The organism is Paraburkholderia kururiensis JCM 10599 = LMG 19447 (genome assembly GCF_003986935.1).
In the GTDB taxonomy this organism is placed as follows: Bacteria; Pseudomonadota; Gammaproteobacteria; order Burkholderiales; family Burkholderiaceae; genus Paraburkholderia; species Paraburkholderia kururiensis.
This window is the reverse complement of sequence record NZ_RJZE01000004.1, coordinates 211,269-237,009: the sequence shown is the minus strand read 5'-3', so window position 1 is coordinate 237,009 and position 25,741 is coordinate 211,269. Positions and strand designations below refer to the sequence as shown.

At 65.8% G+C, this 25,741-nt stretch carries 20 protein-coding genes and 1 pseudogene; 9 read left to right on the top strand and 12 right to left on the bottom strand.

The window, feature by feature from the left end:
• Positions 1 to 25: 25 nt before the first annotated feature.
• The 3 genes from PKKP23_RS06485 (at position 26) to PKKP23_RS06475 (ending at position 4,606) form a co-directional block, all read left to right on the top strand.
• Entirely contained in the window at positions 26 to 1,678 is a 1,653-nt protein-coding gene (locus tag PKKP23_RS06485; protein ID WP_126876258.1) for an efflux transporter outer membrane subunit, read from the top strand.
• Positions 1,679 to 1,735: 57 nt separating this feature from the next.
• The gene (locus PKKP23_RS06480) at positions 1,736 to 2,971 is read left to right on the top strand and encodes an EmrA/EmrK family multidrug efflux transporter periplasmic adaptor subunit (RefSeq protein ID WP_017776550.1); all 1,236 of its coding nucleotides are present in this window, start codon (positions 1,736 to 1,738) and stop codon (positions 2,969 to 2,971) included.
• Positions 2,972 to 3,046: 75 nt separating this feature from the next.
• On the top strand, positions 3,047 to 4,606 hold the full coding sequence (locus PKKP23_RS06475) for a DHA2 family efflux MFS transporter permease subunit (RefSeq protein ID WP_126876257.1): 1,560 nt from the start codon (positions 3,047 to 3,049) through the stop codon (positions 4,604 to 4,606).
• A gap of 104 nt (positions 4,607 to 4,710) precedes the next feature.
• Here the strand turns inward: PKKP23_RS06475 and truB are convergent, their stop codons facing one another.
• The 9 genes from truB to PKKP23_RS06430 form a co-directional block, all read right to left on the bottom strand.
• Positions 4,711 to 5,664 (bottom strand): tRNA pseudouridine(55) synthase TruB, encoded by a 954-nt coding sequence (gene truB, locus PKKP23_RS06470; RefSeq protein ID WP_126876256.1) that lies wholly within the window; start codon positions 5,662 to 5,664, stop codon positions 4,711 to 4,713.
• A gap of 11 nt (positions 5,665 to 5,675) precedes the next feature.
• Positions 5,676 to 6,044 carry a 30S ribosome-binding factor RbfA gene (gene rbfA / locus PKKP23_RS06465; protein WP_017776547.1) on the bottom strand — a complete coding sequence of 123 codons (369 nt, stop codon included), beginning with the start codon at positions 6,042 to 6,044 and terminating at the stop codon, positions 5,676 to 5,678.
• 129 nt (positions 6,045 to 6,173) lie between these two features.
• A complete protein-coding gene (gene infB, locus PKKP23_RS06460) occupies positions 6,174 to 9,068 on the bottom strand; it encodes a translation initiation factor IF-2 (RefSeq protein WP_017776546.1) in 2,895 nt (964 codons plus the stop codon).
• Positions 9,069 to 9,191: 123 nt separating this feature from the next.
• Complete coding sequence (nusA, locus tag PKKP23_RS06455; protein WP_017776545.1) at positions 9,192 to 10,667, bottom strand: transcription termination factor NusA; 1,476 nt, start codon at positions 10,665 to 10,667, stop codon at positions 9,192 to 9,194.
• Positions 10,667 to 11,122 carry a ribosome maturation factor RimP gene (gene rimP / locus PKKP23_RS06450; protein ID WP_026121806.1) on the bottom strand — a complete coding sequence of 152 codons (456 nt, stop codon included), beginning with the start codon at positions 11,120 to 11,122 and terminating at the stop codon, positions 10,667 to 10,669. Before rimP ends, nusA begins: the two co-directional genes overlap by 1 nt.
• Positions 11,123 to 11,448: 326 nt before the next feature.
• Positions 11,449 to 13,242 (bottom strand): 23S rRNA pseudouridine(2605) synthase RluB, encoded by a 1,794-nt coding sequence (gene rluB, locus PKKP23_RS06445; RefSeq protein WP_126876255.1) that lies wholly within the window; start codon positions 13,240 to 13,242, stop codon positions 11,449 to 11,451.
• Positions 13,243 to 13,305: 63 nt separating this feature from the next.
• Entirely contained in the window at positions 13,306 to 14,475 is a 1,170-nt protein-coding gene (scpB, locus tag PKKP23_RS06440) for an SMC-Scp complex subunit ScpB (RefSeq protein WP_126876254.1), read from the bottom strand.
• Positions 14,476 to 14,898: 423 nt separating this feature from the next.
• Positions 14,899 to 16,149, bottom strand: coding sequence for a pyridoxal phosphate-dependent aminotransferase (locus PKKP23_RS06435; RefSeq protein ID WP_240658781.1), 1,251 nt, complete (start codon positions 16,147 to 16,149; stop codon positions 14,899 to 14,901).
• A 174-nt stretch (positions 16,150 to 16,323) separates the two neighbouring features.
• A complete protein-coding gene (locus PKKP23_RS06430; RefSeq protein WP_042299166.1) occupies positions 16,324 to 17,226 on the bottom strand; it encodes a LysR family transcriptional regulator in 903 nt (300 codons plus the stop codon).
• Between the two features lie 450 nt (positions 17,227 to 17,676).
• Here PKKP23_RS06430 and PKKP23_RS06425 point away from each other — a divergent pair.
• Positions 17,677 to 18,072: pseudogene (locus PKKP23_RS06425) on the top strand (transposase); the annotation flags it as partial.
• A 353-nt stretch (positions 18,073 to 18,425) separates the two neighbouring features.
• On the top strand, positions 18,426 to 18,698 hold the full coding sequence (locus PKKP23_RS06420; protein WP_017776538.1) for a hypothetical protein: 273 nt from the start codon (positions 18,426 to 18,428) through the stop codon (positions 18,696 to 18,698).
• A gap of 197 nt (positions 18,699 to 18,895) precedes the next feature.
• Here PKKP23_RS06420 and PKKP23_RS06415 read toward each other — a convergent pair whose 3' ends face one another.
• On the bottom strand, positions 18,896 to 19,210 hold the full coding sequence (locus tag PKKP23_RS06415) for a hypothetical protein (protein ID WP_126876252.1): 315 nt from the start codon (positions 19,208 to 19,210) through the stop codon (positions 18,896 to 18,898).
• A 357-nt stretch (positions 19,211 to 19,567) separates the two neighbouring features.
• Here PKKP23_RS06415 and PKKP23_RS06410 point away from each other — a divergent pair, with 357 nt between their 5' ends.
• The 4 genes from PKKP23_RS06410 to PKKP23_RS06395 all read left to right on the top strand — a co-directional run bounded on the left by PKKP23_RS06410 (position 19,568) and on the right by PKKP23_RS06395 (position 23,208).
• Positions 19,568 to 20,272 carry a YdcF family protein gene (locus tag PKKP23_RS06410; protein ID WP_126876343.1) on the top strand — a complete coding sequence of 235 codons (705 nt, stop codon included), beginning with the start codon at positions 19,568 to 19,570 and terminating at the stop codon, positions 20,270 to 20,272.
• Positions 20,273 to 20,561: 289 nt separating this feature from the next.
• Positions 20,562 to 20,813 carry a hypothetical protein gene (locus tag PKKP23_RS06405; protein ID WP_126876251.1) on the top strand — a complete coding sequence of 84 codons (252 nt, stop codon included), beginning with the start codon at positions 20,562 to 20,564 and terminating at the stop codon, positions 20,811 to 20,813.
• Between the two features lie 323 nt (positions 20,814 to 21,136).
• Complete coding sequence (locus PKKP23_RS06400) at positions 21,137 to 21,394, top strand: hypothetical protein (RefSeq protein ID WP_017776534.1); 258 nt, start codon at positions 21,137 to 21,139, stop codon at positions 21,392 to 21,394.
• Between the two features lie 542 nt (positions 21,395 to 21,936).
• The gene (locus PKKP23_RS06395) at positions 21,937 to 23,208 is read left to right on the top strand and encodes an EAL domain-containing protein (RefSeq protein ID WP_126876250.1); all 1,272 of its coding nucleotides are present in this window, start codon (positions 21,937 to 21,939) and stop codon (positions 23,206 to 23,208) included.
• Between the two features lie 18 nt (positions 23,209 to 23,226).
• Here PKKP23_RS06395 and arfB read toward each other — a convergent pair whose 3' ends face one another.
• Positions 23,227 to 23,634, bottom strand: a complete 408-nt coding sequence (arfB, locus tag PKKP23_RS06390; RefSeq protein ID WP_017776532.1) for an alternative ribosome rescue aminoacyl-tRNA hydrolase ArfB — start codon at positions 23,632 to 23,634, stop codon at positions 23,227 to 23,229.
• On the bottom strand, positions 23,631 to 25,727 hold the full coding sequence (locus PKKP23_RS06385; protein WP_126876342.1) for an AAA family ATPase: 2,097 nt from the start codon (positions 25,725 to 25,727) through the stop codon (positions 23,631 to 23,633). The genes arfB and PKKP23_RS06385 overlap by 4 nt, the downstream gene beginning before the upstream one ends.
• Between the last annotated feature and the right edge of the window lie 14 nt (positions 25,728 to 25,741).

Genomic DNA, 25,741 nt, shown 5'->3' with positions numbered 1-25,741 from the left:
CACCTTTCAGGCAACGAGACGCGCAATGAAACCCTCATCCCTGTCTGCGCCCACGCCGTCGTACCGGCGCATCGCCCTTGCCGTGGCGGCCGCGGCGACGGCGCTCGCCTTCTCCGGCTGCGCGAACTACTTCGGCATCAAGAGCGACAAGGCGATCGCCGATTCCACGCAGTACGAGTCCTCGCAAAGCATCCCGGCTCAGGGCGGGCAATGGCCCACGCTCGACTGGGCGAGGCAGTTCGGCGACCCGCAACTGTCTGCGCTGATCGACGAAGCGCTGGCGGGCAACCCCACCATCGCGCAGGCGCAGGCGCGGCTCGCGAAGGCGCAGTCGTACATCGAAAGCTCGAAGTCGAATCTCTACCCCAAGGTGGAAGGCAGCTATTCGTGGACGCGCGAGCTGCTTTCCGGCAACGGGCTCTACCCGCCTCCGTACGGCGGCAACTGGTATAGCGAGAATAACGTGCTCGCCAGCGCCTCGTGGGAACTCGACGTGTGGGGCAAGAACCGCCAGCGGCTCGGGCAGGCCGTCTCGCAGGAAAAGGCGGCCGAAGCCGATATGCAGCAGACGCGCATCACGCTCGCCTCCTCCGTCGCGCGCACCTACAACCAGCTTGCCCAGCTCTACGCGTTGCGCGACATCGCGGCACGCGAGATCGACAACCGCAAGACCATCGGGACGATCACGAACCAGCGCGTGACAGCCGGGCTCGACACCAACGTGGAGCGCGAGACGGCGAACGGCAACATCGCGACGAGCCAGTCCAACCTGAGCGACCTCGACGGCCAGATCCAGGCCGTGCGCTACCAGTTGGGCGCCCTGCTCGGCAAGGGGCCGGACCGCGGCCTGCAGATCGCGCAGCCCACGCTGAATCCGCTCGCCAACATCACGCTGCCCGACAACCTGCCCGCCGATCTGATCGCGCGCCGGCCCGACATCGTCGCCGCGCGCTGGCAAGTGGAAGCCGCCACGCACGACGTGAAGGAAGCGAAGGCCGAGTTCTTCCCGGACATCAACCTCGCCGCGGGCTTCGGCTTCGATGCGTTCGGCTGGGGCCGCTTTCTGCACGCTTCGAGCCGCCAGATCCAGGCGGGCCCGGCGATCCATCTGCCGATCTTCGACGCGGGCGCCCTGCGTGCCCAGCTGAAAGGCCGCTACGCCGACTTCGATCTGGACGTCGCCAACTACGATCAGACGCTCATCAACGCGCTCAACGACGTCGCCACGCAGGTCGCGTCGATCCGTTCGGCCGACCAGCAGCTCGTCGATGCGCAGCACGCGCTGGATGCCTCGACGAAGGCGTGGCAGCTTGCGGTCGTGCGCTACCGCGCCGGGTTGTCGCCGCAGTTGCAGGTGCTGAGCGCCGACCAGAACCGCCTCGCCGCGGAGCAAACGGTGACGAACCTCAACATGCGCCGCCGCGACATGCAGATGGCGCTCATTACGGCGCTGGGCGGCGGCTTCGATGCGAAGGACGCCGGGCTCGTACCGCCCGTCGCGGTGAACACGAACGGCGCACCGTGGAGCCCCGAGCCCGCGCCACCCGTCACACCCGCTGCGCAGCCCGCGGCGGGCCAGCAAGGCGCGACGGCAACGCCGGCAACATCGGCAGCAAGCCCCGCAGCAACATCAGCAGCGAAGGTCACCGCGAGCGCAACCGCGACCGCCTCGAATTAAAGAACAGCCACAAAGAACAATCGAACGAACAGCACGAAAGCACTGGAGAGCCCTGTCATGAGCACCCCGCAACAACCGGCGGCCAACCCGCAGCCCGCCAATGCCAACGGCAAACGCAAGCGCCTGATGGCGCTGCTCGTCGTCGTGATTCTGATCGCGGCAGTTGCCTACGGTCTTTACTACTTCCTCGACGCGCGCTTTCACGAAAGCACCGACGACGCCTACGTGAACGGCAACGTCGTGCAGATCACGCCGCAGGTGACCGGTACCGTAGTCGCGGTGAAGGCCGACGACACGCAGACCGTGAAGGCCGGCGACCCGCTCGTCGTGCTCGACCCCGCCGATGCGCGCGTCGCGCTGGAACAGGCCGAAGCCAATCTCGCGCAGACCGTGCGCCAGGTGCGCGGCCTCTTCGCCGACGACAGCCAGTACGAAGCCCAGGTGGCGCAGCGTGAATCGGACCTGAAGCGCGCCCAGGACGACCTGCACCGCCGCATGCAGGTGGCGCAGACGGGCGCTGTCTCGCAGGAAGAAATCTCGCACGCACGCGATGCCGTCGCGAGCGCCCAGGCCGCGCTGAACGCAGCCGAGCAGCAGCTCGCCGCGAACCGCGCGCTCACTGCGAACACCACGATCTCGACGCATCCGAACGTGATGTCCGCAGCCGCGAAGGTCCGCGACGCGTATCTCGCCAATGCGCGCAACGTACTGCCCGCGCCGGTGGACGGCTACGTCGCGAAGCGCTCGGTGCAGGTGGGCCAGCGCGTGTCGCCGGGCACGCCGCTGATGTCCGTGGTGCCGCTGAACGCAGTGTGGGTCGATGCGAACTTCAAGGAAGTGCAGCTGAACCACATGCGCATCGGCCAGCCCGTGGAAATGACGGCTGACGTCTACGGTTCGTCGGTGGTGTATCACGGCAAGGTGGTGGGGTTCTCGGCCGGCACCGGCTCGGCCTTCTCGCTGCTGCCGGCGCAGAACGCCACGGGCAACTGGATCAAGGTGGTTCAACGCCTGCCGGTGCGCGTGGAAATCGATCCGGCCGACCTCGCGAAGCATCCGCTGCGTATCGGTCTCTCGATGCAGGTCGACGTGACGGTCAAGGACGAGAGCGGCGGCCAGCTCGGCAACGCGCAGAACACGGTCTACCAGACCAACGTGTTCGATCACTACGGTGCGGATGCCGATGCCGAGATCGCACGGATCATCGCCGAAAACGCCGGCTCGAACGCGAACAGCAAGACGGCCAGCACGGCGCAAAAGGCGATGGCCTCGCGCACCGCGAAGCTGATGTAAGGGCAAGCCGCCCGCACGGCAACTTCCTACCCGCATACATCGGAAAGGGGCGCGCAAGCGCCCCTTCATGCTCTCATGTCCCAGCCACAAGCTGCTCACCCGCCGCTCTCCGGCGCGCAACTCGTGATCGGTACGATCGCGGTCTCGCTCGCGGTGTTCATGAACGTGCTCGACACGTCGATCGCGAACGTCTCGATTCCGTCTATTTCCGGCGACCTCGGCGTGTCCTCCGACCAGGGCACGTGGGTCATCACCTCCTTCGCCGTGGCGAACGCCATTTCAGTGCCGCTCACGGGCTGGCTCACGGACCGCATCGGCCAGGTGCGCCTTTTCATGGCGTCGATCGTGCTGTTCGTGATCTCGTCGTGGATGTGCGGCCTCGCGCCCACGCTGCCGTTCCTGCTCGCTTCGCGCGTGCTCCAGGGCGCCGTGGCCGGTCCGATGATCCCGCTCTCGCAAACGCTCCTGCTCGCCAGCTACCCGCGCGCGAAAGCACCGATGGCGCTCTCGATGTGGGCCATGACGACGCTGATCGCGCCCGTGGCCGGTCCGATTCTCGGCGGCTGGATCTCCGACAACATCTCGTGGCCGTGGATCTTCTACGTGAATATTCCCGTGGGCACGGTGGCGGCGCTCGCCACATGGGCGATCTTCCGCAACCGCGATTCGATCGTGAAGAAAGCGCCCATCGACATGGTGGGTCTTGCGCTCCTCGTCACGTGGGTGGGTTCGCTGCAAGTCATGCTGGACAAGGGCAAGGACCTCGACTGGTTTTCGTCGGCGACCATCGTCGTGCTTGCGCTCGTCGCCGTGATCGCGTTCGCGTTCTTCGTGGTGTGGGAACTGACCGCCGATCACCCCGTGGTGGACCTCTCGCTCTTCAGCCTGCGCAATTTCACGGGCGGCACGGTGGCGCTCTCGGTGGGCTACGGGCTCTACTTCGGCAACCTCGTGCTGCTGCCGCTGTGGCTGCAAACGGACATCGGCTACACCGCGACGGACGCCGGCCTCGTGATGGCGCCCGTGGGGCTGTTCGCGATCCTGCTCTCGCCGGTAACAGGCAAGATCCTGCCGCGCACGGACCCGCGTTACATTGCGACCGCGTCGTTCCTGATCTTCGCGTTGATCTTCTGGATGCGCTCGCTCTACACGACCGGTGTGGACACGTGGTCGCTCACGCTGCCGACGCTGATCCAGGGCATCGGCATGGCCGGCTTCTTCATTCCGCTCGTCTCGATCACGTTGTCGGGGCTGCCGGGCCACCGCATTCCGGCGGCGTCGGGTCTCTCCAACTTCGTGCGGATCATGTGCGGCGGCATCGGCACATCGATCTTCCAGACGGCGTGGGACCATCGCACGATCCTTCACCACGCCCAGCTCACCGAGCAGGCCAACGCGTTCAATCCCGTCTTCGACCAGTCGATGCGGCAAATGCAGGGCGCGGGCTTCACCGAGCCGCAAGCGCACGGCCTCTTCAATAACATGGTGACGCAGCAGGCCGCGCAGCTCGGCGTCAACGATCTGTTTTACGTGTCGGCGGGCATTTTCGTAGCGCTAATCGCGCTGATCTGGATCACGCGGCCCGAACGCGCGGGCGGCGGCGATGCGGGTGCGGCGGCTTCGGCAGCGCATTGAGCGCCGCGGCGCAGGCAAACAAAAAAGGCGTTGCTGCCCCTTGGTAGGTGGGCAGCAACGCCTTTTGTTTTGCTCCTCCTCTGCGCGCCTCGCTTTGTCGATTCCTATGAAGCCGCCGTCACGACGAGGCGCTCCGGCGCCAGCACACCCTCGCGCGCCTTCGCGACACCCAACAGCCGGCCGTCGTCGCCATATACGCGCACGCGCGGGGTCTCGGGAGCTTCGGTAAGCGCAGCGTCGATCGTCAGTTCGTCCAGGCGCAAACGCTGGCCATGCAGAAAGCGCTTCGTTGCCACGGCATCGAGATGCACTGCCGGGAACGTGCTGAGCAGCGCGTCCACGGGCTGCAGCCAGGCGTCGCGCGTCGCTTCGGGTGCATCGGAGAGCGCGTCCAGGGTGATCGCATGCTCGAGCGTCAACGCGCCGACACCCGTGCGGCGCAGCGCGACCAGATGTGCCCCGCAACCCAGCGCTTCGCCGATATCCTCGGCCAGCGTGCGCACGTAGGTGCCCTTGCTGCATGTCACGCGAAACGTGACGTCGGGCAGCGCGCAGGCGATCAGGTCGAGCGCATGAATCGTCACGCGCCGGCCTTCGCGCTCCACGACCTGCCCTGCCCGCGCGTATTCGTAGAGTGGCTTGCCGTCGCGCTTGAGCGCCGAATACATGGGCGGCACCTGGACGATCTCGCCACGAAAGCCGTCGAGCGCGCGCCGCACGGCGGCCTCGTCGCAATGGACTTCGCGCGTGGCGATGACCTCGCCTTCGGCATCGCCCGTCGCCGTGCGAATGCCGAGGCGCATCGTGGCCTCATAGGTCTTGTCCGCATCGAGCAGGTCTTGCGAAAACTTGGTGGCCTCGCCGAAACACAGCGGCAGCAGGCCCGATGCGAGCGGATCCAGCGTGCCCGTGTGCCCCGCCTTCTTCGCGAGGAAAAGACGTTTGGCGCGAATCAGCGCGTCGTTGCTGGACAGACCCACGGGCTTGTCGAGCAGCAACACGCCATCGAGCGCGCGGCGCGGCAGCTTCGGCCGCGGAGTTCCGGAAGATGCAGTCATGCGTGCGCGGCTCAGTCGTCCTTCGCGCGCGTGGCATTCGCCTCGTCGATGAGACGCGACATTTCGACGGCCTGTTCGATCGTCTTGTCGTAGAAGAAGTGCAGCGTGGGCACGGTATGGATGTGCAGGCGCTTGAAAAGCAGGTTGTGCAGGTGACCGGCCGCGTGGTTGAGCGCCTGCCGCGTTTGCTCGGGGTCGCCCGTGAGCGTCGTGAAATAGACCTTCGCGTGCGCATAATCGGGCGTGAGCTCCACGCTCTGGATCGTGACGAGACCGACGCGCGGGTCCTTGACCTCGCGACTCACGAGTTCGGAAAGGTCGCGCTGAATCTGGTCAGCAATCTGCACGTTGCGATTGGGGGAAGTGCGTTTCTTCGCCATGGTGAATCCGTAAGCCGTTCATCGGCTGAGGGGCGGCGCGCCATGCCGCTGAGACACGGCGCGCGGCGCCCAAAAACAAAGGGCGGAGCCGGCTTGCGCCCGCCCCGCCCGGATGCGTAGCGCCGGCTATTACAGCGTACGCGCCACTTCGGTGATCTCGAAGACTTCGAACTGGTCGCCTTCGACGATGTCGTTGAAGTTCTTGATCGACATACCGCACTCGAAGCCCTGCTTCACTTCCTTGACGTCGTCCTTGAAGCGCTTGAGCGAATCGAGCTCGCCGGTGTGGATGACCACGTTGTTGCGCAGCACGCGCACCGACGACGTACGCTTGACCACGCCGTCCGTGACCATACAGCCCGCCACCGTGCCGACCTTCGGCACCTTGAAGACCTGACGGACTTCGACCATGCCGGTGACGATCTCGCGCTTCTCCGGTGCCAACATGCCGGACATCGCCGCCTTCACCTCATCCACAGCGTCGTAGATGATGTTGTAGTAGCGGATATCCACGCCGTTGGTTTCGGCCAGCTTGCGCGCCTGAGCATCCGCGCGCGTGTTGAAGCCGATGATGACCGCCTTCGAAGCCGTGGCCAGGTTGACGTCGCTTTCGGTGATGCCACCCACTGCGCCGTGCACGATCTGCACGCGCACCTCGTCGGTGGAGAGCTTGAGCAGCGCGTGCACCAGCGCTTCCTGCGAGCCCTGCACGTCCGCCTTGACGATGAGCGGCAGGTTCTGCACTTCGCCTTCGCCCATCTGCTCCAGCATGCTTTCGAGCTTCGCGGCCTGCTGCTTCGCCAGCTTCACGTCGCGGAACTTGCCTTGACGGAACAGGGCAATTTCGCGGGCCTTGCGCTCGTCCGGCAGCACGATGACTTCCTCGCCCGCAGCCGGCACTTCCGAAAGACCCTGAATTTCGACCGGAATGGACGGGCCGGCTTCCTTCGCCGGCTTGCCGGTTTCGTCGAGCATCGCGCGCACGCGGCCGTAGGCGCTGCCTGCGAGCACAACGTCGCCGCGGCTCAGCGTGCCCGACTGCACGAGCACAGTTGCAACCGGACCCTTGCCCTTGTCGAGCTTCGCTTCGATCACGAGGCCCTTGGCCGGCGCATCGACCGGTGCCGTGAGTTCCAGCACTTCGGCCTGCAGCAACACGTTTTCGAGCAGGTCGTCGATGCCGGCACCCGTCTTCGCGGACACTGGCACGAACGGCGAATCGCCACCGTATTCTTCCGGCACGACGCCTTCGGCGACGAGCTCCTGCTTCACACGCTCGGGATTCGCGTCCGGCTTGTCGATCTTGTTGATCGCCACGACGAGCGGCACGCCCGCTGCCTTCGCGTGCGCGATGGCTTCCTTCGTCTGCGGCATCACGCCGTCGTCGGCCGCCACCACGAGAATCACGATGTCCGTCGCCTTCGCGCCGCGGGCACGCATGGCCGTGAAGGCCTCGTGACCCGGCGTGTCGAGGAACGTGATCACGCCGCGCGGCGTTTCGACGTGGTAAGCGCCGATGTGCTGCGTAATGCCGCCCGCTTCGCCCGCCGCCACCTTCGCGCGGCGGATGTAATCGAGCAGCGAGGTCTTGCCGTGGTCCACGTGGCCCATCACCGTGACGACCGGCGGACGCGGCAGCATTTCCGCGTCGGAGGCCTCGCCTTCCACGAGCAACGCTTCCGGGTCGTCGAGCTTGGCCGCAACCGCACGGTGGCCCAGTTCTTCGACGACGATCATCGCCGTTTCCTGGTCGAGCATCTGGTTGATCGTGACCATCTGGCCGAGCTTCATCATGACCTTGATGACCTCGGATGCCTTCACCGACATCTTGTGAGCCAAGTCGGCCACCGTGATGGTTTCCGGCACGTGCACTTCGCGCACGATCGGCTCGGTGGGCGCCTGGAACGCGGAGCCCGCATCCTGATGCTTGCCCCGGCCCTTCGGGCCGCCGCGCCAGCCGCGATCCACACCGCCGCTCGTGTCGCCGCGCGTCTTGATGCCGCGACGCTTGGCGGCGTCGTCCTGCCAGCCACCCTTGCCGCCGGGCTTCTTGGCGCGATCGCCTGCCGGCGCCGCCGGCGAAGCGGGCGTTGCGGCCGGTGCCGGCGCGCCGGCCTTCTTGACTGCCGGGCGAGCGACTTCGCCGGCCGGACGCGCGGGCTTGTGCAGCGTACCCTTCGCCTCGGCGGCCTTCGGTGCCTCGACCGGCTTCGCTGGTTCGGGCGCCTTCACCTGGGCCTTGCGCGGCGTGTTCATCATTTCGCGGATGGCGCGTGCTTCGGCTTCCGCAGCAGCGCGGCGGCGAGCGATCTCTTCCTGCTCGGCGCGCGCCTTTTCGGATGCTTCGCGGGCGGCGTCTTCGGCTTTCTTCGCCGCTTCACGCTGAGCCGCGCGCTCGGCTGCTGCGCGTGCTTCGTCCTGCTCGGTTGTGGCCGTACGTTCGGCCTCGACCGTCTGGGCAGCCAGCTCGCGTGCCGCGGCTTCGGCCGCCGCGCGCTTCTTCGCCGCGTCCTCTTCGGCACGGCGGCGCTCGGCTTCAGCCGCTTCTTCCCGCGCGCGGCGCTCCGCTTCTTCGCGTTCGAGCCGTTCCTGGCGTTCCCTCAGCTCCTGCGCCTGCTTCTCGAGCAGTTCCGCCTCACGGCGTGCCTGCTCCTCGCGGCGCTGAAGCTCGAGCTCGTCGTCGGCGGTCGCATGATTCGATGCCTCGGCCTGTTCGGCCGACTCGTCGCGGCGAACGAACGTGCGCTTCTTGCGCACTTCGACCTGAATGGTGCGAGCCTTACCCGTCGCGTCGGACTGCTTGATCTCCGACGTATGCCGGCGCGTCAGCGTGATCTTGCGCTTGTCGCCGTCGGTGGAACCGTGGGACTTGCGCAAGTGGTCGAGCAGGCGCGCCTTGTCCGTCTCGGACAGGGCATCGTCTTCGCTCGCTTTCTGGACGCCTGCCGCCTGCAACTGCTCGAGCAGCACGCCAGCAGGCATTTTCAGTTCCGCGGCAAATTGGGCTACGTTGTTACTCGCCATTCATTCCTCTTGATGCAAGGATCCATTCCTTGCGGTTGACATCGGATCGTGCGGCCCTTCGACATCCGGCCGCGTCAGGTTCAGTGCTTCATGGTCGGGTCCCGTTCAGGTCCTGGTCATCTTTCACTGGAACCAGTGTTCACGTGCTTTCATGATCAACGCCTTGGCGGCGTCCTCTTCCATTCCTGTCATCTCGACCAGTTCGTCGACTGCCAGCTCCGCGAGATCGTCGCGCGTATGGATCTGTTGCTCGGCAAGCTTCGCGAGAAGGTCCGCGTCCATGCCGTCAAGGCTCTTCAGGTCGAGCACGGCGCTCTCCACCTTCTCCTCGTTGGCGATCGCCATCGTGAGCAGCGCGTCGCGTGCGCGGTTGCGCAGCTCGTGCACCGTGTCCTCGTCGAACGCCTCGATTTCGAGCATCTCGTTGAGCGGCACGTAGGCGATCTCTTCGAGGCTCGTAAAGCCTTCGTCGATCAGGATGTCGGCGACTTCCTCGTCCACATCGAGCCGCGCCATGAACAGATCGCGCAGGACCGTACGTTCCTGGTTCTGCTTCTGCGCAGATTCGTCCGGCGTCATGATGTTGATCTGCCAGCCGGTGAGCTCGCTGGCAAGCCGCACGTTCTGGCCGCTGCGGCCAATCGCGACAGCCAGTTCGCTTTCGTCGACGACGACGTCCATCGAATGCTTTTCCTCGTCGACGACGATCGACTGGACAGCAGCCGGCGCGAGCGCGCCGATAACGAACTGGGCGGGATCTTCCGACCATAGCACGATGTCGACGTTTTCGCCACCGAGCTCATTGCGCACGGCCTGCACGCGCGAGCCGCGAATGCCGACGCAGGTGCCGATCGGATCGATACGCTTGTCGTACGCCACCACGCCGATTTTCGCGCGAACGCCCGGATCGCGTGCGGCAGCCTTGATTTCCAGCAGGCCCTGTTCGATTTCCGGCACTTCCATTTCGAAGAGCTTCACGAGGAATTCGGGCGCGGTGCGCGAAAGCTCGATCTGCGGACCACGCGCCGTGCGGTCGACCTTCGCGATCCACGCGCGCACGCGGTCGCCCACGCGCAGGTTCTCCTTCGGAATCAGCTGATCGCGGCGCAGCAGCGCTTCCACACGACCCGATTCGACGATGAAGTTGCCCTTGTCGAGACGCTTGACGGATCCCGTCATGATGCTTTCGCCGCGCTCGAGGAAGTCGTTCAGAATCTGCTCGCGCTCCGCGTCGCGCACCTTCTGCAAGATCACCTGCTTGGCGGCCTGCGCGCCGATGCGGCCGAACTCGATGGACGGCACCGGTTCCTCGATGTAGTCGTCCACCTGCGCATCGGGCTTCTGCTCGCGCGCTTCGAACAGCAGGATTTCCTGATCCGGCTCCTGGAGGCCCGCCTCGTCCGGCACGACGCGCCAGCGGCGATACGTTTCGTGCTCGCCGCTTTCCCGGTCGATATGGACGCGGATGTCCGCGTTTTCGTCGAAGAGTTTCTTCGATGCCGATGCAAGCGCCGCTTCAAGGGCGGCAAAGACCACGTCCTTGTCGACATTCTTCTCGCGTGCCAGCGCATCCACCAGCATCAACACTTCGCGACTCATTATTTGCGGCTCCTAAAGTCAACTTTGGGCACAAGGCGCGCGCGATCGATGTCCGCGAGCGTGAAATCGAGCATTGCTGCGCCTTGTTTCCCTTCGAATTCCAGACCGATCGTTTCGCCCTCGGGAGCATGCAGGATGCCCCGGTACGATTTCCGTCCGTCCAATGGCTTTTTCAGCGTGATCACCACTTCGCTTCCCGCGAAGCGTTCGAAGTCCGCCAGCTTCTTGAGCGGGCGATCGAGGCCCGGCGACGACACCTCGAGCCGTTCGTAGTCGATGTTCTCGACCGTCAGGACGTGCTGCAACTGACGCGTGACCTTTTCGCAATCTTCGATCGCAATGCCCTGGGGCTGGTCGATATACACGGTCAACATGCCGCGCCCGGTGCGTTCGAGATCGACCAGTTCGTAGCCGAGGCCCGAGACCGTGGTTTCTATCAGTTCCGTCAGTTGCACAATGCCCACTCCAGATGTTCGCGCGACAAGCCTGCGAACATCTCGCGCGGGCTGCGCACCAGGTGGGCGTGCCCGTTCCGTTCCCGCCCGACCCGAGATGCGCAACCGTTTCGACCAAAAAAAAATGGGCTGAACGCCCATCTTCTTCTAACCGGTGGTCGCATCTGAGCCGCACATTGTGAAACCGCGCGCCCAGCGACTTCGCAATTGTAGCCTTTTTCCGATATGAACGCAAACCGGCAAGGCTTCCCGATGCTTTGTCATATGGGGCGGCGCGCCTTGATTCTCAAGGCTTTTCACCTCGGGTTTCGCGCCGCCCTCGGGCTTCAGTGACCGCGGGAGCGGTTGCGCTGCGGCCCGCGCTGGCCACCGCGCTGCCCGCCCGTACCGTTGTTGTTGCCCGAACGGCGGTTGCCATTGCCGTTGGCATTGGCGTTCGGATTGGGATTGGCCTTGCCCGAGCCACGCTTGGCAGGAGCCGGCGCCCGGTTGCCGTCGACGTCGCGTCCGCCGCGGCCACCCTGACCGCCCACGCCGCCCCGGCCACCCGTGTGACCGCCCGCCTGGCCACCGCGGCCGCCATAACCCGAGCCGGCGTTATTGCCGAAGCCGCCCGTACCGCCACCCATCCCGCCCGCGCCGCCTCGACGGCCTTGACGCGGCTGGTTGAAGTTGCCGTGCGCGGTCAATACGGGCTCCTTGTGGATGAAGCCCATCGATGTCTCCATCGGGTCCGGCTGGCGGCGCTCCGGTGCACCGTTGCGACCGCCCTTCTCCTCGACAGGCGCCTTGAGGCCGACCGACGACATCAAGCTGCGCACCTGGTTGTCCTCGAGTTCTTCCCAGCGGCCGCGCTTCAGGCCGCGCGGCAACGAGATCGGACCGTGCCGCGTGCGGATGAGGCGGCTCACCATCAGGCCGACCGCCTCGAACATGCGCCGCACCTCGCGGTTACGGCCTTCGGCAAGCGCAACGTGATACCAGTGATTCGTGCCTTCGCCGCCGCCGTCGCGAATGCGCAGGAAGTTCGCGGGACCGTCGTCGAGTTCGACGCCGCGCAGCAGCTTCTGGCGCGAGCCTTCGGTCAGCTCTCCCACTACCCGCACCGCGTACTCGCGCTCCACGCTATAGCGCGGATGCATGAACCGGTTGGCGAGGTCGCCGGACGTCGTCAGCATCAACAGGCCTTCGGTGTTGAAGTCGAGGCGGCCCACCGCGAGCCATTTGGCCGTCTTCATGGGCGGCAGCTTGTCGAACACGGACGGACGCCCCTCGGGATCGGCATGACTCACGATCTCGCCCGTGGGCTTGTGATAGAGCAGCACGCGCGGCGGCTTGCTCTGCAGCTTGCGCTTGACGGGCTTGCCGTTGATGCGAACCTGATCGGTGGGCAGGATGCGCTGACCGATGTGTGCGGGCTCGCCGTTCACAGACACGCGACCGGCGACGATCAGTTCTTCCATCTCGCGGCGCGAGCCCATGCCGGCCTCGGCGAGAACCTTATGGAGCTTGGGTGCGTCGTCGTCCGGCGAAAGCACGCGCTTGGGCGCCTGAGGACGGCCGCGGCGCAACATCGGCGCGCGCACGCCCGAGCCCGGAGCGCTGTTGTCGGCGTCGAAGGCCGGGGAGGTCACGTAAAGGAACAGGTCGTCCTGGGCTGCACCCTCCGTGCTCGCGCCTGCCTGGCCCTGCCGGCCTTGCGGGGCGTCACCCGGGCTGCGGCCCTGACCTCCCTGACCTTTCTGGCGCTTGCCGCCCGCCGCATTGCGACGCCCGCCTTCGGGCTTCGGCCCCTTCTCCTTGCGCGGGGTGCGTACCTGCGCGACCACCACGCCGTCGGGCGGCGCTTCCGTCACGGCGGGCGCAGGCGCGGCCTGCTCGGTCGAGCCTTCGGCGTTCTTTGTCTTCGAACCCGCGCGGCGGCGAGCAATCAGACTGCGCGGACCGCGGCGCAGTCCCCGGCGGGGACGATCCTCTGCCTGCCCGCCCTGGCCTTGAGCGCCCGGCTGCGCGCCGTCGGCGGCGCCGGTCGTCACGTTCGGCTCACCGGCCTGCGCCGGTTGTGCGGCATGCCCGGACTCGGACGCCCCGGTCGAATCGGTGTCATGGGTATGTGTCAAAACAACCTCGAAATGTCAGGTCGCGCGCGCCCCTTGCGGGCGCGGCACAGGTGTTTGTTCAGGTCAGGCGTTACGGGACGCGGCCTCGGGGCTGGCCGGCATGTCCCGGTCCTGCTCCGCGTCGCGGCCGTCTTCCGGCGCTTCGTCGGCGTTCTGCTCCGGACGGTGTCCGGACACAGTCGCCTCGCCGTGTTCGCCGTTGGCCTCGCGCTTGGCGGGTTCGCCCTGCGCAGCGTCAACGTTCTCGCCGTCCGCCAGCCCGTTGCCGGCCAGAGGCGGTTCATCCCCGGCAGACGCGCTGCCGGCGATCGATTCTTGTGTTTCGGTACTGCTGCCGTTCCCGGCCTGCGGCGCTTGCAGCGGCGTGCTAGCCGCATCTGCGGACGGAATCTCGTCGGCTTGCGCCAGTTGGCTCGCGCCCCCAGCTACGACGCTTTCGTCTCTTGCGCTGCTTTCGTATCCGGACCCACTCGCCGCCGGCGCTTCGTCTTCGTTTCCGGACACTGCCCGACTTCCGTCGTCCGCTTGATGCTCAGCGACCGCGTTGTCGAAGCCGTTGTGGGCTGCGGACAGAACCTGCGGCTCCTCGTTCGTCTCGTGCGCGGTCTCAACGCCGCTATCGTTCTGCGCTTCGTGCTCGCCGCCAGACTGAGCCGCCGCTTCCGCCTCATCGGCAAAGTCGATCGCACTCTGGCCGAGCATCTCGACATTGAGCTGCGCGGACGGGTCGTCGAGCGGCGGCAATTCGTCGAGCGACTTCAATCCGAGGTCGTCGAGAAATTGGCGCGTCGTGGCGTACAACGCCGGACGGCCCGGCACGTCGCGATGCCCGATCACCTCGATCCAGCCACGGTCTTCGAGTTGCTTCACGACCTGCGTATTGACCGTGACGCCGCGAATTTCCTCGATATCGCCCCGCGTGACCGGCTGCCGGTAAGCAATGATCGCGAGCGTTTCCAGCACGGCACGCGAGTATTTGGGCGGCTTCTCCGGATGCAGCCGATCGAGATACGTGCGCATCGCCGGCTTGCTCTGAAAGCGCCAGCCCGAAGCGAGCCCGACCAGTTCGACGCCGCGTCCCGACCAGTCACTCCTGAGATCTTCGAGCAATGTGCGTACCGCGTCGGCAGAAACGCCGTCGGCAAACAGCTTGCGCAAATCACCGAGCTTGAGCGGCTCCTGCGCGCAAATCAAAGCAGTCTCGAGGACGATCTTCGCCTCTTGGGTATTCATGCAGCCAGGTCAGACCTTATGTCAGGTTCAGGAAACCGGATCAGACAGACGAAATGGAACTGGAGACGCGCTCGCCCGATTTCTGATCGGTCATATTGATGGGAGCACGCGCCGGGGGGCCATGAAGCGGGCATTGTAGCCAGACCCAGCCGGACGGAGCAGCGAAATTCCTTAGGCAGGAATCGCGTGACTGAGCGCCATATTACGCAAAAACCTCTGGTGCGTAAAGACGAAATCCCTGGCGCACCGCAATGGTGTTCAGCCGCGTTCAGAAAGGCGCCGCGGCCGCATCGGCACGGATGAGTCGAGACCTATGCGCGCAGCATGCAGGCCATGCGGGCAAGCCATTTCAGGCGCCGGACCCGGTACACGCGCCACGGCCCGCAGCGCTATCGCGCGGCTGATCCGCGCGTCGCGCCGCGTTCAGCGCAGACCGTGTTCCGCGAGAAACCGCGCCAGTCGCTCGACGCCGACATCGAGCCGCGCCGGATCGCACGCATAGCACCACCGCACGAACCCCTCGCCCTCAGGGCCGAACGCACTGCCCGGCGCGAGCCCGAGATGAGCCTCGCGCACCAGCGCCTTGCACAGATCGAGACTGTTCTGGCCGCCCGGTAACGGAAAGAACAGGTACATGGCACCAGCCGGCACTTTCACCTCGATACCGGCACGCTCGCGAAGCAGGCGCGCCAGGTGATCGCGCGAGGCACGCAGGCTGGCGACGAGGTCGAGCGTGAAGTCCGCGCCCTGCTCGATCGCCGCGATCCCGGCACGCTGCACGAATTCGGGCGCGCACGACGTGTTGTACTCCACCAGCTTGCCGAGGTCGTCCATCAACGCGCGCGGCGCGACGATCCAGCCGAGCCGCCAACCCGTCATCAGCCATGCTTTCGAAAACGAGTTGACGCAGATGACGCGCTCGTCGCGCCCCGCGAGGTCGAGGAACGAAGGGGCCGTCAGCGCGCCCGGCTCGCCGTAGTAGAGACGCTCGTAGACTTCGTCCGCGACGATCCAGATGCCGTGCCGCCGGCAGTGATCGAGCACCGCGCGCTGGTCCTCACGGCTCATCACCCAACCAGTCGGGTTGTTGGGCGAGTTGATCATCAGCAGTTTCGTATCCGGCGTAAGGGCCGCAAGCAGCCGGTCGAGGTCGAGCGTCCAGCCGGACGGGCCGTAGTCCAGCGCCACGGTCTGCACGTGCGCGCCGAGAATCTTGGGAATCTCGACGATGTTCGGCCACAGCGGCGTCACGGTCACGACGCGGTCGCCCGAACCGGCAACGAGTTGCGCCGCGAGCATCAGCGCATTGACGCCGGCGCTCGTCACAGCCACGTGGTCCGACGACGTCTCGCCGTGCAGGCTCGTGACGTAGCGGGCAATAGACGCGCGCAGCGGCGCGATGCCCAGGTTGTGCGTGTAGAACGTCGCGCCGGCCGCAAGAGATGCACTCGCCGCGTCGCGGATGAACGCCGGCGTCACCCGGTCCGACTCCCCGAACCAGAACGGCAGCACGTCCTCGAGACCGAACCCGGCATTCGCCACCTCGCGGATCTGCGAGGGCCGCAGGTCGCGCACGGCGTCACGGGCACGAAGGGACTCCGGCGCGAAAGCCGGGAAAGGGGTGGACGCATCCGGCGCAGTGGAAGTCCGCAGCGGCGGATCGAGCTCGTTCATCGACGCACTCATTCAGGCTCTCATTGGGCGACGCGCCCGTCGGTTTCGGTCAAAGGCCGCCAGTGTAGCGCGCCTTCCGGCGGGCTCGCGTGCGAGCCGGCATAAGCGCTCCGGTTTCGCGGCGGGCATCAGGATTCGCGACGAGGGGCAGCGCCGACGCTGCAGCGCGCGGACTCACCCCAGGTCTTCGGCGCGCTTAGGCATCTGTCCGATCAGCGTCCATACCGCTTCGGCGGCCGGGGAAAGCGAACGGTCGCGCCGACGCACGAGCGCGACGGTGCGTTCGGCGCGCGGCACGAGCGGGCGCGCCACCAGCGACGCACCCGCCGGCAGCGGCAACGCGAGCCACGGCAGCACGCTCACGCCGATGCCTGCCTCGACGAGACCATACACCGTCGCCGAATGCCCCAGCTCCTGCACCACCGTGACATGCACGCCCTGCTCGCTCATCACGGCGTCGATGATCGGCCGGCTGCCGGATGCCTGATCGAGCATCACCAGCCGCTCGCCATCGAGATCCTTCCATGCCACCTCGCGACGCCCCGCCAGTGCGTGGTCGTCGCGCATGACCACGCAGAATGAATCGGTCATGACCGTCTCGCTCGTCATGTCGTCGGCTGCGAACGGTCCGATGACCACCCCGAAGTCCACCTCGCCCGAGCGCACCTTGCGCACCACGTCGCTCTGCACGTCGTCGCGCAGCCCGAGCGCGACGTACGGAAACTGTCGGCCGCATGCGGCGATGACGCGCGGCATCAAGCGGCACGCGACCGTCGGGCTCGCCGCGACGACCACGCGCCCACGCCGCTGCTCGCCGATCTCGCGAATTTCTCGCAACGTATCGTCGAGATCAGCCAGCAGGCGCGACACGCTCGCCACCAGATTGGCGCCGACGTCCGTGAGCTGGACGTCGCGCGTCGTGCGGTCGATCAGCTTCAGGCCGATTTCGGTCTCAAGTTCGCGCACACAGCGACTCACGGCGGACTGGGTGAGTCCGATCTCGTCGCCGGCGCGGCTGAAGCTTTGCCGTTGTGCGACTTCGATGAATACCCTCAGCTGCCGCAGCGTCACATTCATTTCGTAATCTCATTAGTCAAAGTTATTAATGCGCATTTTAGACTGCCGCCGCGTCGCTCGGCGGCGCCCGGGACGCCTACCCCGCCTGTATCGAAAAACAGGCAAATGGTGCGCAACTATTCGCGGCAATGCAGCAATAGAGCGCAAACGCACGCTGGACGAGCCTGACTGCACAAGATTGGTGATTGTCCCGATTTGCGGGATGTGCGTTTTGGATTCTTATACGCCCCTGGCTAGCGCCCGCGTGAGCTTGATGCTGCGCGGCTTACAGGTGAACGCTGCGTACATGGCACGCTTCATGCAAAGGAATGCGCACAGGGCCGGCAACACCCGCGACGATGCACCTTTCGGTCGCGGCAAGCCCGGTCCCTCCTGGCACTCCACGGGGTGCGTGAAGAGTGCGCGGCGCGGGGCAGCGCACCGGAGTTAGCTTCGCTGAGGTGAAACATGATGCTGTTCGACGATTTGAGAGATAACGAGTGGGCGCTGGTCGAGGCGTTGTTCTGTGCGGAGCCCGCACGGAGCGAGCGGCGCGGCAGGCCTCGTGTCGAAGCGCGTGCAGTTGTCAACGCGGTGCTATGGGTCCTGTCGACCGGCGAAGGCTGGTCGAAGCTGCCGGGTCGCTATCCGTCGCCGCCGACATGCCGCCGCCGTTTCGACGAATGGCAGGCCGACGGCACGCTCGCCGAAATTGTGAAGCGCCTCGGTTCGAGCGGCCGGCAGATTTCGCTGCGCGGACGCATTGGCGCGACGGCCGCCAAGCCGCCGGCGCCGCCCAGCCGTGACCGCCTGCGCGGCGCGTTCTGGACCAATCCCGAGTCCTGGCGCGCACCGGTCAAGATGGCCTGAGCACGAACCTCTTCCTTTGACACCGGGCGCTCTCAGGCGCCCGGTGTGCTTTCGATCTTCTTTTTCCGTCTTCCGTCTTCCGCCGTCCCCGCCTGCCGCAACCGGGCCTCGCGCTTTTTGCCGTGGCGCGCGGTAGAGCCGGTTACGACGTAGTCTCGCCTCCCTCCCAGGCCGCCACCCTCAAGTACCGCCATCAGCTCGCCTCGCTGCAATGCGTGCCTGCGCCCGCTTAGGTCTTCAGCGTTCAGCGAAACATCTCTTTACTATTATTTACAGCCCGCTTTCGGCTCCCAGCATACGGTAGGAGCATGCAAACAGGTCCAGCACGACTGGCTTGACAGGAAAGCGCCATGAAATTGGCACCACGGCTTACGAGCGGCCTGCTGGTCGCGCTGGTTTCGTGGCTGGCGGTCGCAGTTCACGCGCAACAGCGGCCACAGGGCTGGAACTGGCGTCCCGACCGACCCGCAACGATTCAGACCTGGCGGGAAGACGGCATGCGTGGCCGCGGTTTCACGCCGCCTGCACCGCGCGGCGATCTGCGTGGCGACATCGCGAGCAATGTCCGCGAGCGGCCGGACCCGCCCATGCCGAATGCGCGCCGCGCATTGCCACGCAAATGAGGTTGCCTACACCTGCAGCGGGAACCCCTTGCCGCCGACGAGGTCTATGAAGTGCCATCAAGCACAGCGTGGCAGCAGTAATCCGGTAAGCCCGTATCTCGCGATACGGGTTTTTTTTGTGCCTTGCGGCAGCGGAGGTAGGGGCGCCGTCAGGATGGCCGTGTTACCGTGTTAAACGGCATTACTCATGACGTCGATCAATGGCGTGCCTCGAGGTCGGCTTCGTGCGACTGGCGGGCCACGTAGTCGCTCATGCGGCTGGCTTCCCATTGCAGCGACCGTTCGTCGCGAGCCAGGCGGGCAAACTCCGCGCGGCCGCGATCCGTGAGCACCGCAATGTCGACGGGCGCATGAAAACCCGGCGCGGGTGCCACCGTACGCTGCCGCACCGTCTCCATCAGCCCCAGGGCGCGAAGATATTCGAACACCTCGGGACGCCGGGCCCAAGGGACCTGACGATACTGCGCGCGCCGCAATGCTTCGAGTACCGCTTCGTTGGAATACGTCGTCATCTCGCTTCTTTCTCAAAGTGCAGCCATGACACAACCCGATCCGACGTCGCCGTGCCGGCCCGCAGGCGCGGCAGACCACGGTATGGCCCGCAGCACCGGCGCCTGTGCGCGCTCACGCGCGCGGCGGACATCGCGGCCGCTCCGGCATGGGCGATCAGCAATCAGACATGGCTGACCTTGCGCGGCGGCCGCGTTTATTCCGGTCCCCGTACGAACGTCGTGCTACCGTTCCTTGCGCGCGCGGACGATGCAACCTTGATGGCGCGATGGCTACACGCACGTTCACCGGAAAATCCATACATTACCGCAAATAAATTGCTTTTATCGACTTTATTCGCGCTGTTCGTGACCGCTTTCATGTTGTGGCGCAGCGCGCGCAGAGGTATCGCCGTTGCCGCAGCGATGGTCTTCTGGTTGCTCGCAGCTGGCTGGCTCACACAGGCTCTACTTGACTGGGCACAACCCTCAATCTATCGGACTCCTTATGACTCGACGGCAACCCACGCGACGTTCACTTCGGCGGGCGCGGGTACGGTCATCGTCATGCTCGGCAGCGGCACGGAATTCAGCGACGATCGCGTACTCGTCCCCAAGCGCGACGCCATGGCGCGCATCGCGACCGTGTCGAAGCTCTACCGCAGGTGTCATGACGATGGGGCGAACTGCCGCGTGATCGTGAGCGGCGGCAATCCGCAACGGCACCCGGCATCGGAGGCCGACACCTACCTGCCCTACCTGTTGACGCTCGGGGTAGCGCGCAAGGACATCGTTCTCGAGAACACGAGTCTCACCACTTACCAGAACGCTCGGAACGTCGCGGCCATTCTGCAGCAGCAACGTTACGATTCGTTGATGCTCGTGACATCGGCGTACCAGATGCCGCGTGCGATGCTCGACTTTCACCGGTTCGGCTACGCTCCCCAGCCGGTCGTGTCAAACGTGCGGCACGCAAAATGCGGCTGGCTGCCGAGGCTGTCGAATCTCGTGGCGGCCGAGACAGCGTTGCACGAGCTTGTCGGCATCGCCCAGTTCCACGTTTACCGCCGGATCGGATGGTTCTGATCAGGACGTTTCGAGCGGCCGCGCCGACGCGGATTACCCATCACGCATAGTCCGTACCGGGCGGAGGAAAAAACGTCCGTCGAGCAAACGACCTGCGGCGGCGAGCCGCGTGCAGGCCAGTCCCTCACACCCGGCACAAAGATGTAACGGGATGTAACTATGCGTCAGTTGTGTAACTCGCCGTCATCTGGATCCGATATTGCTCGTTAGAATGAATTGTCTTTCCAAACGTCATCTTGGACTGGACAGGCACCAGCTGGGTCCATAAACCGCTCCTACGGAGGTAACGATGAAGAAAGTGTCCCTCGCCATTCTGGTTTCCCTTTCCGCACTGACCGGCGCCGCCTACGCGCAGTCCGACACGGGCATCACGATGAGCACCGATCCGGCCAAGGCCGCCGACATCGAGCAACGCGCCCAGGCACTGCAGTCGGCGCAGCCGGCCGAAGCAGCGCCGGCAAAGCCCATGCGCCGTCACGGTCCGGTCCGTCATCACAAGAAGGCGGGCAAGGCAGCCGCTGCTTCGGGCGCAAGCATGTAATGCCGGACACGCCGTCGCACAGCGGCGCGCGTCACCCAACAAGACAGGTCGATGCCGGATCACCCGGCACCGGCCTGTTTTGCTTTTCACCGGCGCATTTACTGCAATGGCGCGACGCGACGGGCGGCGAGATCACGCGGCGATGCGCGGCTGTAGATGGCGGTCTCTCGTAGTGCGCAGGCTCAATGGCGTAACGGTCTTACTGCCCGCGGAGGCGCGGCACCGGTATGCTAAAGTCGCGCACTTTTCCCTTATCCCGGGCCGGCTCTGTAGCCAAGGCCCGGCACGCGAGCAAGCATGCGCCTACCGGTGCGGAGGACTCAATGAGCAATATCCAGCTGGACATCGAATGGACCGAAGCGGCATCGCGCAAAATCGAGAAGCTGATGCCGCGCGGCGACAAGGAAGCTTTCCTCGCGCTGCCGCCGGTCGAATGCCTGCCCATGGAGGGCGACGTACTGTTCCTCGGGCCGCAAGGCAAGCAGCAGCCGTTTATCGTCGCTGAGCGTCAATATCATCACGATGGCGACGCCGACTGGACGATCATCCTGATCCTCGACGTGCCGCAAGCTGCGCATTGAGGTCGCCGAGGGCGCAGCCGTCCGACGCGATGCCGATCCGGCGGGTCGTGCCCGCAGTGCGCTGCCGTGAAGCGCCCACGCGGGCGTCAGGGTGCGCTCTCCGGATTGTCGACATAGCAAGCGCGCAACAGTGGGGAATGGCCGCACATACGCACATCCAGGCCATGTCCGCCGTGCAGCATGACGGCTTACCATGTGTCGATACTCGATACCGGCCACCTTACGGCCTCGCCCCATAGCGCACGGCCCCCCTCGCAGCGCGGCGGCGCCTGTCGCTCCTGACGGTCCCGTCGACCACGACACGAGCACTGTGATTACCCGTACATTCGCCGAACGCCCAAACTGTTAGACTCGCCTCGACTTATGCCATTGAGTCGGGATCACGGCAGCAGACAGGCACTGCAATCCGGCACTGCAATCGCGCATTGCGTTTCACACTGGCCATACCGGCGGTTACGATCCGCGTCCCAGGCGCGCCAGGGCATAGCGCGCGGGACGCAATCGCCATCGCTATTCCAGACATCACACTTCGGCGTTTTGCCATGTCCATAGTCGAAGACCGGACGATTACCGCCCTGCTGCCGCATCTCGCGCGCAACGAGTCCGGCTGGACCGCGACGTGGCGTGACTACGCGCTGTCGAGCGTGTTTCAGCCGGTGCTGTCGATCACTCATCAGCGCGTGGTGGGCTATGAAGCGCTGACGCGCGCAACCGACTCCACCGGCCAGTCCGTTGCGCCCGAAACGCTTTTTGCGCAGCCCAAATCCGCCAGCGACCCGGTGCAGCTCGATCCGCTTACACGCTGCCTGCACGTGGCGAACTTCGTCGAGCAGCGCATCGAGACGGGTTGGCTCTTTCTCAACGCCCTGCCGCAAGCCTTTGAAACGGGCTGGCCGCATCGCGCGTTCATCGAGCAGTTGTGCGAGTACTTCGGGCTGCCTCACGAACGCGTGGTGATCGAAGTGCTCGAACATCGTGCCGACGACGAAGCCGCCGTCGCCGCGATGGCGGCTTCCCAACCGCGCGACTTCCTGATTGCCATCGACGACTTCGGCACCGGCTTCTCGAACTTCGATCGCGTCTGGCGCTACCGGCCCAACATCGTGAAGCTGGACCGCTCGCTCGTGACGCGCGCCGCGCTGCACAGCGGAGATGCGTCGTTCATCGGTCACCTCGTCACGATGCTTCATCAGGCGGGCACGCTGGTGCTCGCCGAGGGCGTGGAAACCGAGGAAGAGCTGATGGTGCTGATGCGCGCCGACATCGATTTCGTGCAGGGCTTCTGGTTCGGCCAGCCGAATGCATCGATCCGCGCAGCCGGCGCCGCCGCGCCCGCGCAGCTACGCTCGATGTGGAAACGCTACGCGGCCTACGAACGTCGGCATGCGCGCCGGCAGCGTCCTTCCTTCGACGATTTCACCCGCGCGGTCGCGGACGCCGGCAGCGCGTTCGCGACGACGGGCGATCTCGAGCAGGCCGCCCATGTCGCGTTTCGCGTGGGCGAGGCCTGTCGCGTCTTCGTCACGAACGAGTCCGGCGAGCAGGAGCTGCCCTCCATTGCCGCAGCGCATCTGCCGCCTCCGCCCGCGCGACTCGCACCGCTCTTTCCGGATACGCACGCCAACTGGTCGCGGCGCGACTATTTCCGTCGCGCCATCGCCGCGCCGGGCCGGGTGGCGATCATGGGGCCGCACTGCTCGCTCACCGAAGGCGCGGATTGCTACACGGCGGCCGTCGCGGTCATGCATGCGGGCAAGCTCCACGTGCTCTGCGTCGACTTCCTGGGCGAACCGCCGCGCACGTCGCAGCAGTAGTCCGTCACCCAGGTTTCGTCAGTCGAAGCCGACGCGTCCGCGCCCTGCCTTCACCGCACTGTGCTTCGTCTTGCTGTCGAGGCGACGTGTCTGCGACGCGCGCGTAGGCCGCGTCGCCACCCTGGACTTACGCGTCACGCTCACGCTTTCGATCAGTTCGTCGAGGCGCGCCAGCGCCGCCGCACGGTTCATCTCCTGAGTCCGATACTCCTGCGCCTTGATGATCACGACGCCTTCGCGTGTCACGCGACGGTCGTGCAGCGCGAGCAGGCGCATCTTGATGACCTCGGGCAGCGACGACGCCCGTACATCGAAGCGCAGGTGAATCGCGCTCGATACCTTGTTGACGTTCTGGCCGCCGGCGCCCTGCGCACGGACGGCGGTCAGCTCGATTTCGTTGGGCGGTATCGCGTATCGAGGATTCATGCTTTGGCCTCCTGGTTCGCATTGCGCAACGCTTCGGCGATTCGTGCCGAAAGACCGGAGTCACGTTGCGTCGGCGTCGCGACGGCTTCGGCGAACACCGCGCGTGAGCCTACCACCTCGACGCGCGCCCGCGCGCGCGTGACGGCCGTGTACACGAGTTCACGCGACAGCACCCGGCTGGCACCGGCCGGAAGCACGAACGCCACATGGTCGAACTCCGAGCCCTGCGACTTGTGGACCGTCAGGACAAACGCCGTGTCGTGGGGTGGCAAAGCAGCGGGCGACACCGTTCGTACGCCGCCATCGCTAGTGCGAAAGTGAACGCGCAGCACGCCGTCCGCGCCCGGCAACGCGATCCCGATGTCGCCGTTGAAGAGACCGAGTGCGTAGTCGTTGCGCGTCACCATGACAGGCCGACCGGCGTACCAGTTCGCGCCCACCCCGACGACCACGTTGGCGGCGCGGCGCACCCGGGCCGCGATCAACGTGTTGAGGGCATCGACGCCGCGTGGTCCGAGGCGCGTCGCGCACAGCACGCGGAACTGATTGAGCGCGTCGAATAGCGGTACAGGGTCGGGTGCGTGAGCGGCGAGCGCGCGACGAAGGGCGTGCACATACGGAGCGAAGGCGCTGGCCAGGCGGGCCACGGTTCGCTCCGAAAGTGCCGCGCTGTCGTCTTCATAAAAGACAGCCGGAGTAGCGGGCGCCGCGTGGCTCCCGGTTGCGGTAACAGGTGCAACCGGTGCGACCGGTGCAAGCGCATCCAGCGCGGCCTGCGCATCTCCACGGCGAATGGCAAGCGAGAGCCGGCCGATCACCGAGTCGAGCCCGAAACGGTAGTTGCGTTCCAGCCAGACGACGCAGTCGGTGAGTACGCCGGGCGCGCCGACAGTCGGGCCGGATGCCGCTACGGGCTTCGGTTCTTCTTCGACCGGCAGCCGATCGAACAGGTCGCCATGGGCGGCATCGTTCGCACCGCTGCGATGAGTCGTCTGGTTTGCCGCGGTCGCATCGCCCACGTGCCCCGTCTCATGCGGGGAATCCTCTTTCCTCACGTGCGTATCGGGCAATGCCGTCTCGAACTGCTCCGCCCCGATTCCCAGTGCCGCTGCGATGCGCTCGACGCCGCGTCGGCTGAACGCGGGGCGTGCGCTCAATTCCGCGAACACGGCGCCGGCCTCCACGGCTGCCAGTTGGTCCTTGTCGCCAAGCATGACGAGCCGCGTACGGGGTGCAAGCGCATCGAGCAGATGCGTCGCCATCGCAACGTCGATCATCGATGCCTCGTCTACCACCACGACGTCGTACGGCAACGGGTTATCGCGGTGATAACGGAACCGCCCCCCCGGCGACTGCCCGAGCAGCCGATGAAGCGTCCAGGACGTCGCCGGCAACCGCGCGGCGAGTTCGGCGGGAAGCGTGGCCGCACGCGTGAGCAGCGCTTCCTGCATACGCTGTGCTGCCTTGCCCGTGGGCGCGGCGAGCGCGATGCGCAAGTCCGGTTGGATGTCGAGCAGACACGCAAGGAGGCCCGCCACGGTGGTCGTCTTGCCCGTACCGGGACCGCCGCTCACGATGGTGAGTCCGCCGGACAAGGCCGTCACTGCCGCCACGCGCTGCCAGTCCACCTCGTCGTGCGGCGCGGGTCCGAAAAAGCGTTCGAGTTTTTCCTTCAGTTCGTTCGCGTAAGCCGCGCAAGCCGCTGGCACGCCCAGCTCATCCGCGCCGCGCGCATGCGTCACCAGCAATCGGGCCAGTCGTTGCTCGTAGTCGTAGTAACGCGCGAGATAGAGCCGGTCTGCGGCGTCGATCACGAGTGGCCGCAGGGCCTCGACCTTCTGCGTTCCGTCGCACGCCACGCCGCTCGCGAGAAGCGCCGCGCGGATCAGTGGGACGTCGTCGCCGCCACGGGTCGCGAGCGCCGATAGGGGCACGCATACGTGCCCCTCCGAGGTCGCGCGGCTGACCGCAAATGCGGCGCGTTGCGCCCAGCGCACGCTATTCGCGTTGGCGCCGAGCCGCCTTGCCAGCATGCCGATCCTCGCCGCGAAGCCCTCCGCGAGCGCGAGACTGAAGTCCGCAGACGCCGGCATGGCGGCGCCGGTCG

Bases quoted from the DNA above. Each gene is read 5' to 3' on its own strand.
- PKKP23_RS06480 (WP_017776550.1), top strand. From the start codon at position 1,736: ATGAGCACCCCGCAACAACCGGCGGCCAACCCGCAGCCCGCCAATGCC.
- nusA (WP_017776545.1), bottom strand. From the start codon at position 10,667: ATGAGTCGCGAAGTGTTGATGCTGGTGGATGCGCTGGCACGCGAGAAG.
- PKKP23_RS06385 (WP_126876342.1), bottom strand. From the start codon at position 25,727: ATGCCGGCGTCTGCGGACTTCAGTCTCGCGCTCGCGGAGGGCTTCGCG.
- truB (WP_126876256.1), bottom strand. From the start codon at position 5,664: ATGACTGCATCTTCCGGAACTCCGCGGCCGAAGCTGCCGCGCCGCGCG.
- PKKP23_RS06400 (WP_017776534.1), top strand. From the start codon at position 21,137: ATGAGCAATATCCAGCTGGACATCGAATGGACCGAAGCGGCATCGCGC.
- arfB (WP_017776532.1), bottom strand. From the start codon at position 23,634: ATGAATCCTCGATACGCGATACCGCCCAACGAAATCGAGCTGACCGCC.
- PKKP23_RS06395 (WP_126876250.1), top strand. From the start codon at position 21,937: ATGTCCATAGTCGAAGACCGGACGATTACCGCCCTGCTGCCGCATCTC.
- rbfA (WP_017776547.1), bottom strand. From the start codon at position 6,044: ATGGCGAAGAAACGCACTTCCCCCAATCGCAACGTGCAGATTGCTGAC.
- PKKP23_RS06485 (WP_126876258.1), top strand. From the start codon at position 26: ATGAAACCCTCATCCCTGTCTGCGCCCACGCCGTCGTACCGGCGCATC.
- infB (WP_017776546.1), bottom strand. From the start codon at position 9,068: ATGGCGAGTAACAACGTAGCCCAATTTGCCGCGGAACTGAAAATGCCT.
- PKKP23_RS06405 (WP_126876251.1), top strand. From the start codon at position 20,562: ATGAAGAAAGTGTCCCTCGCCATTCTGGTTTCCCTTTCCGCACTGACC.
- PKKP23_RS06435 (WP_240658781.1), bottom strand. From the start codon at position 16,149: ATGAACGAGCTCGATCCGCCGCTGCGGACTTCCACTGCGCCGGATGCG.
- PKKP23_RS06410 (WP_126876343.1), top strand. From the start codon at position 19,568: ATGTTGTGGCGCAGCGCGCGCAGAGGTATCGCCGTTGCCGCAGCGATG.
- scpB (WP_126876254.1), bottom strand. From the start codon at position 14,475: ATGAATACCCAAGAGGCGAAGATCGTCCTCGAGACTGCTTTGATTTGC.
- PKKP23_RS06430 (WP_042299166.1), bottom strand. From the start codon at position 17,226: ATGAATGTGACGCTGCGGCAGCTGAGGGTATTCATCGAAGTCGCACAA.
- PKKP23_RS06420 (WP_017776538.1), top strand. From the start codon at position 18,426: ATGAAATTGGCACCACGGCTTACGAGCGGCCTGCTGGTCGCGCTGGTT.
- PKKP23_RS06415 (WP_126876252.1), bottom strand. From the start codon at position 19,210: ATGACGACGTATTCCAACGAAGCGGTACTCGAAGCATTGCGGCGCGCG.
- PKKP23_RS06475 (WP_126876257.1), top strand. From the start codon at position 3,047: ATGTCCCAGCCACAAGCTGCTCACCCGCCGCTCTCCGGCGCGCAACTC.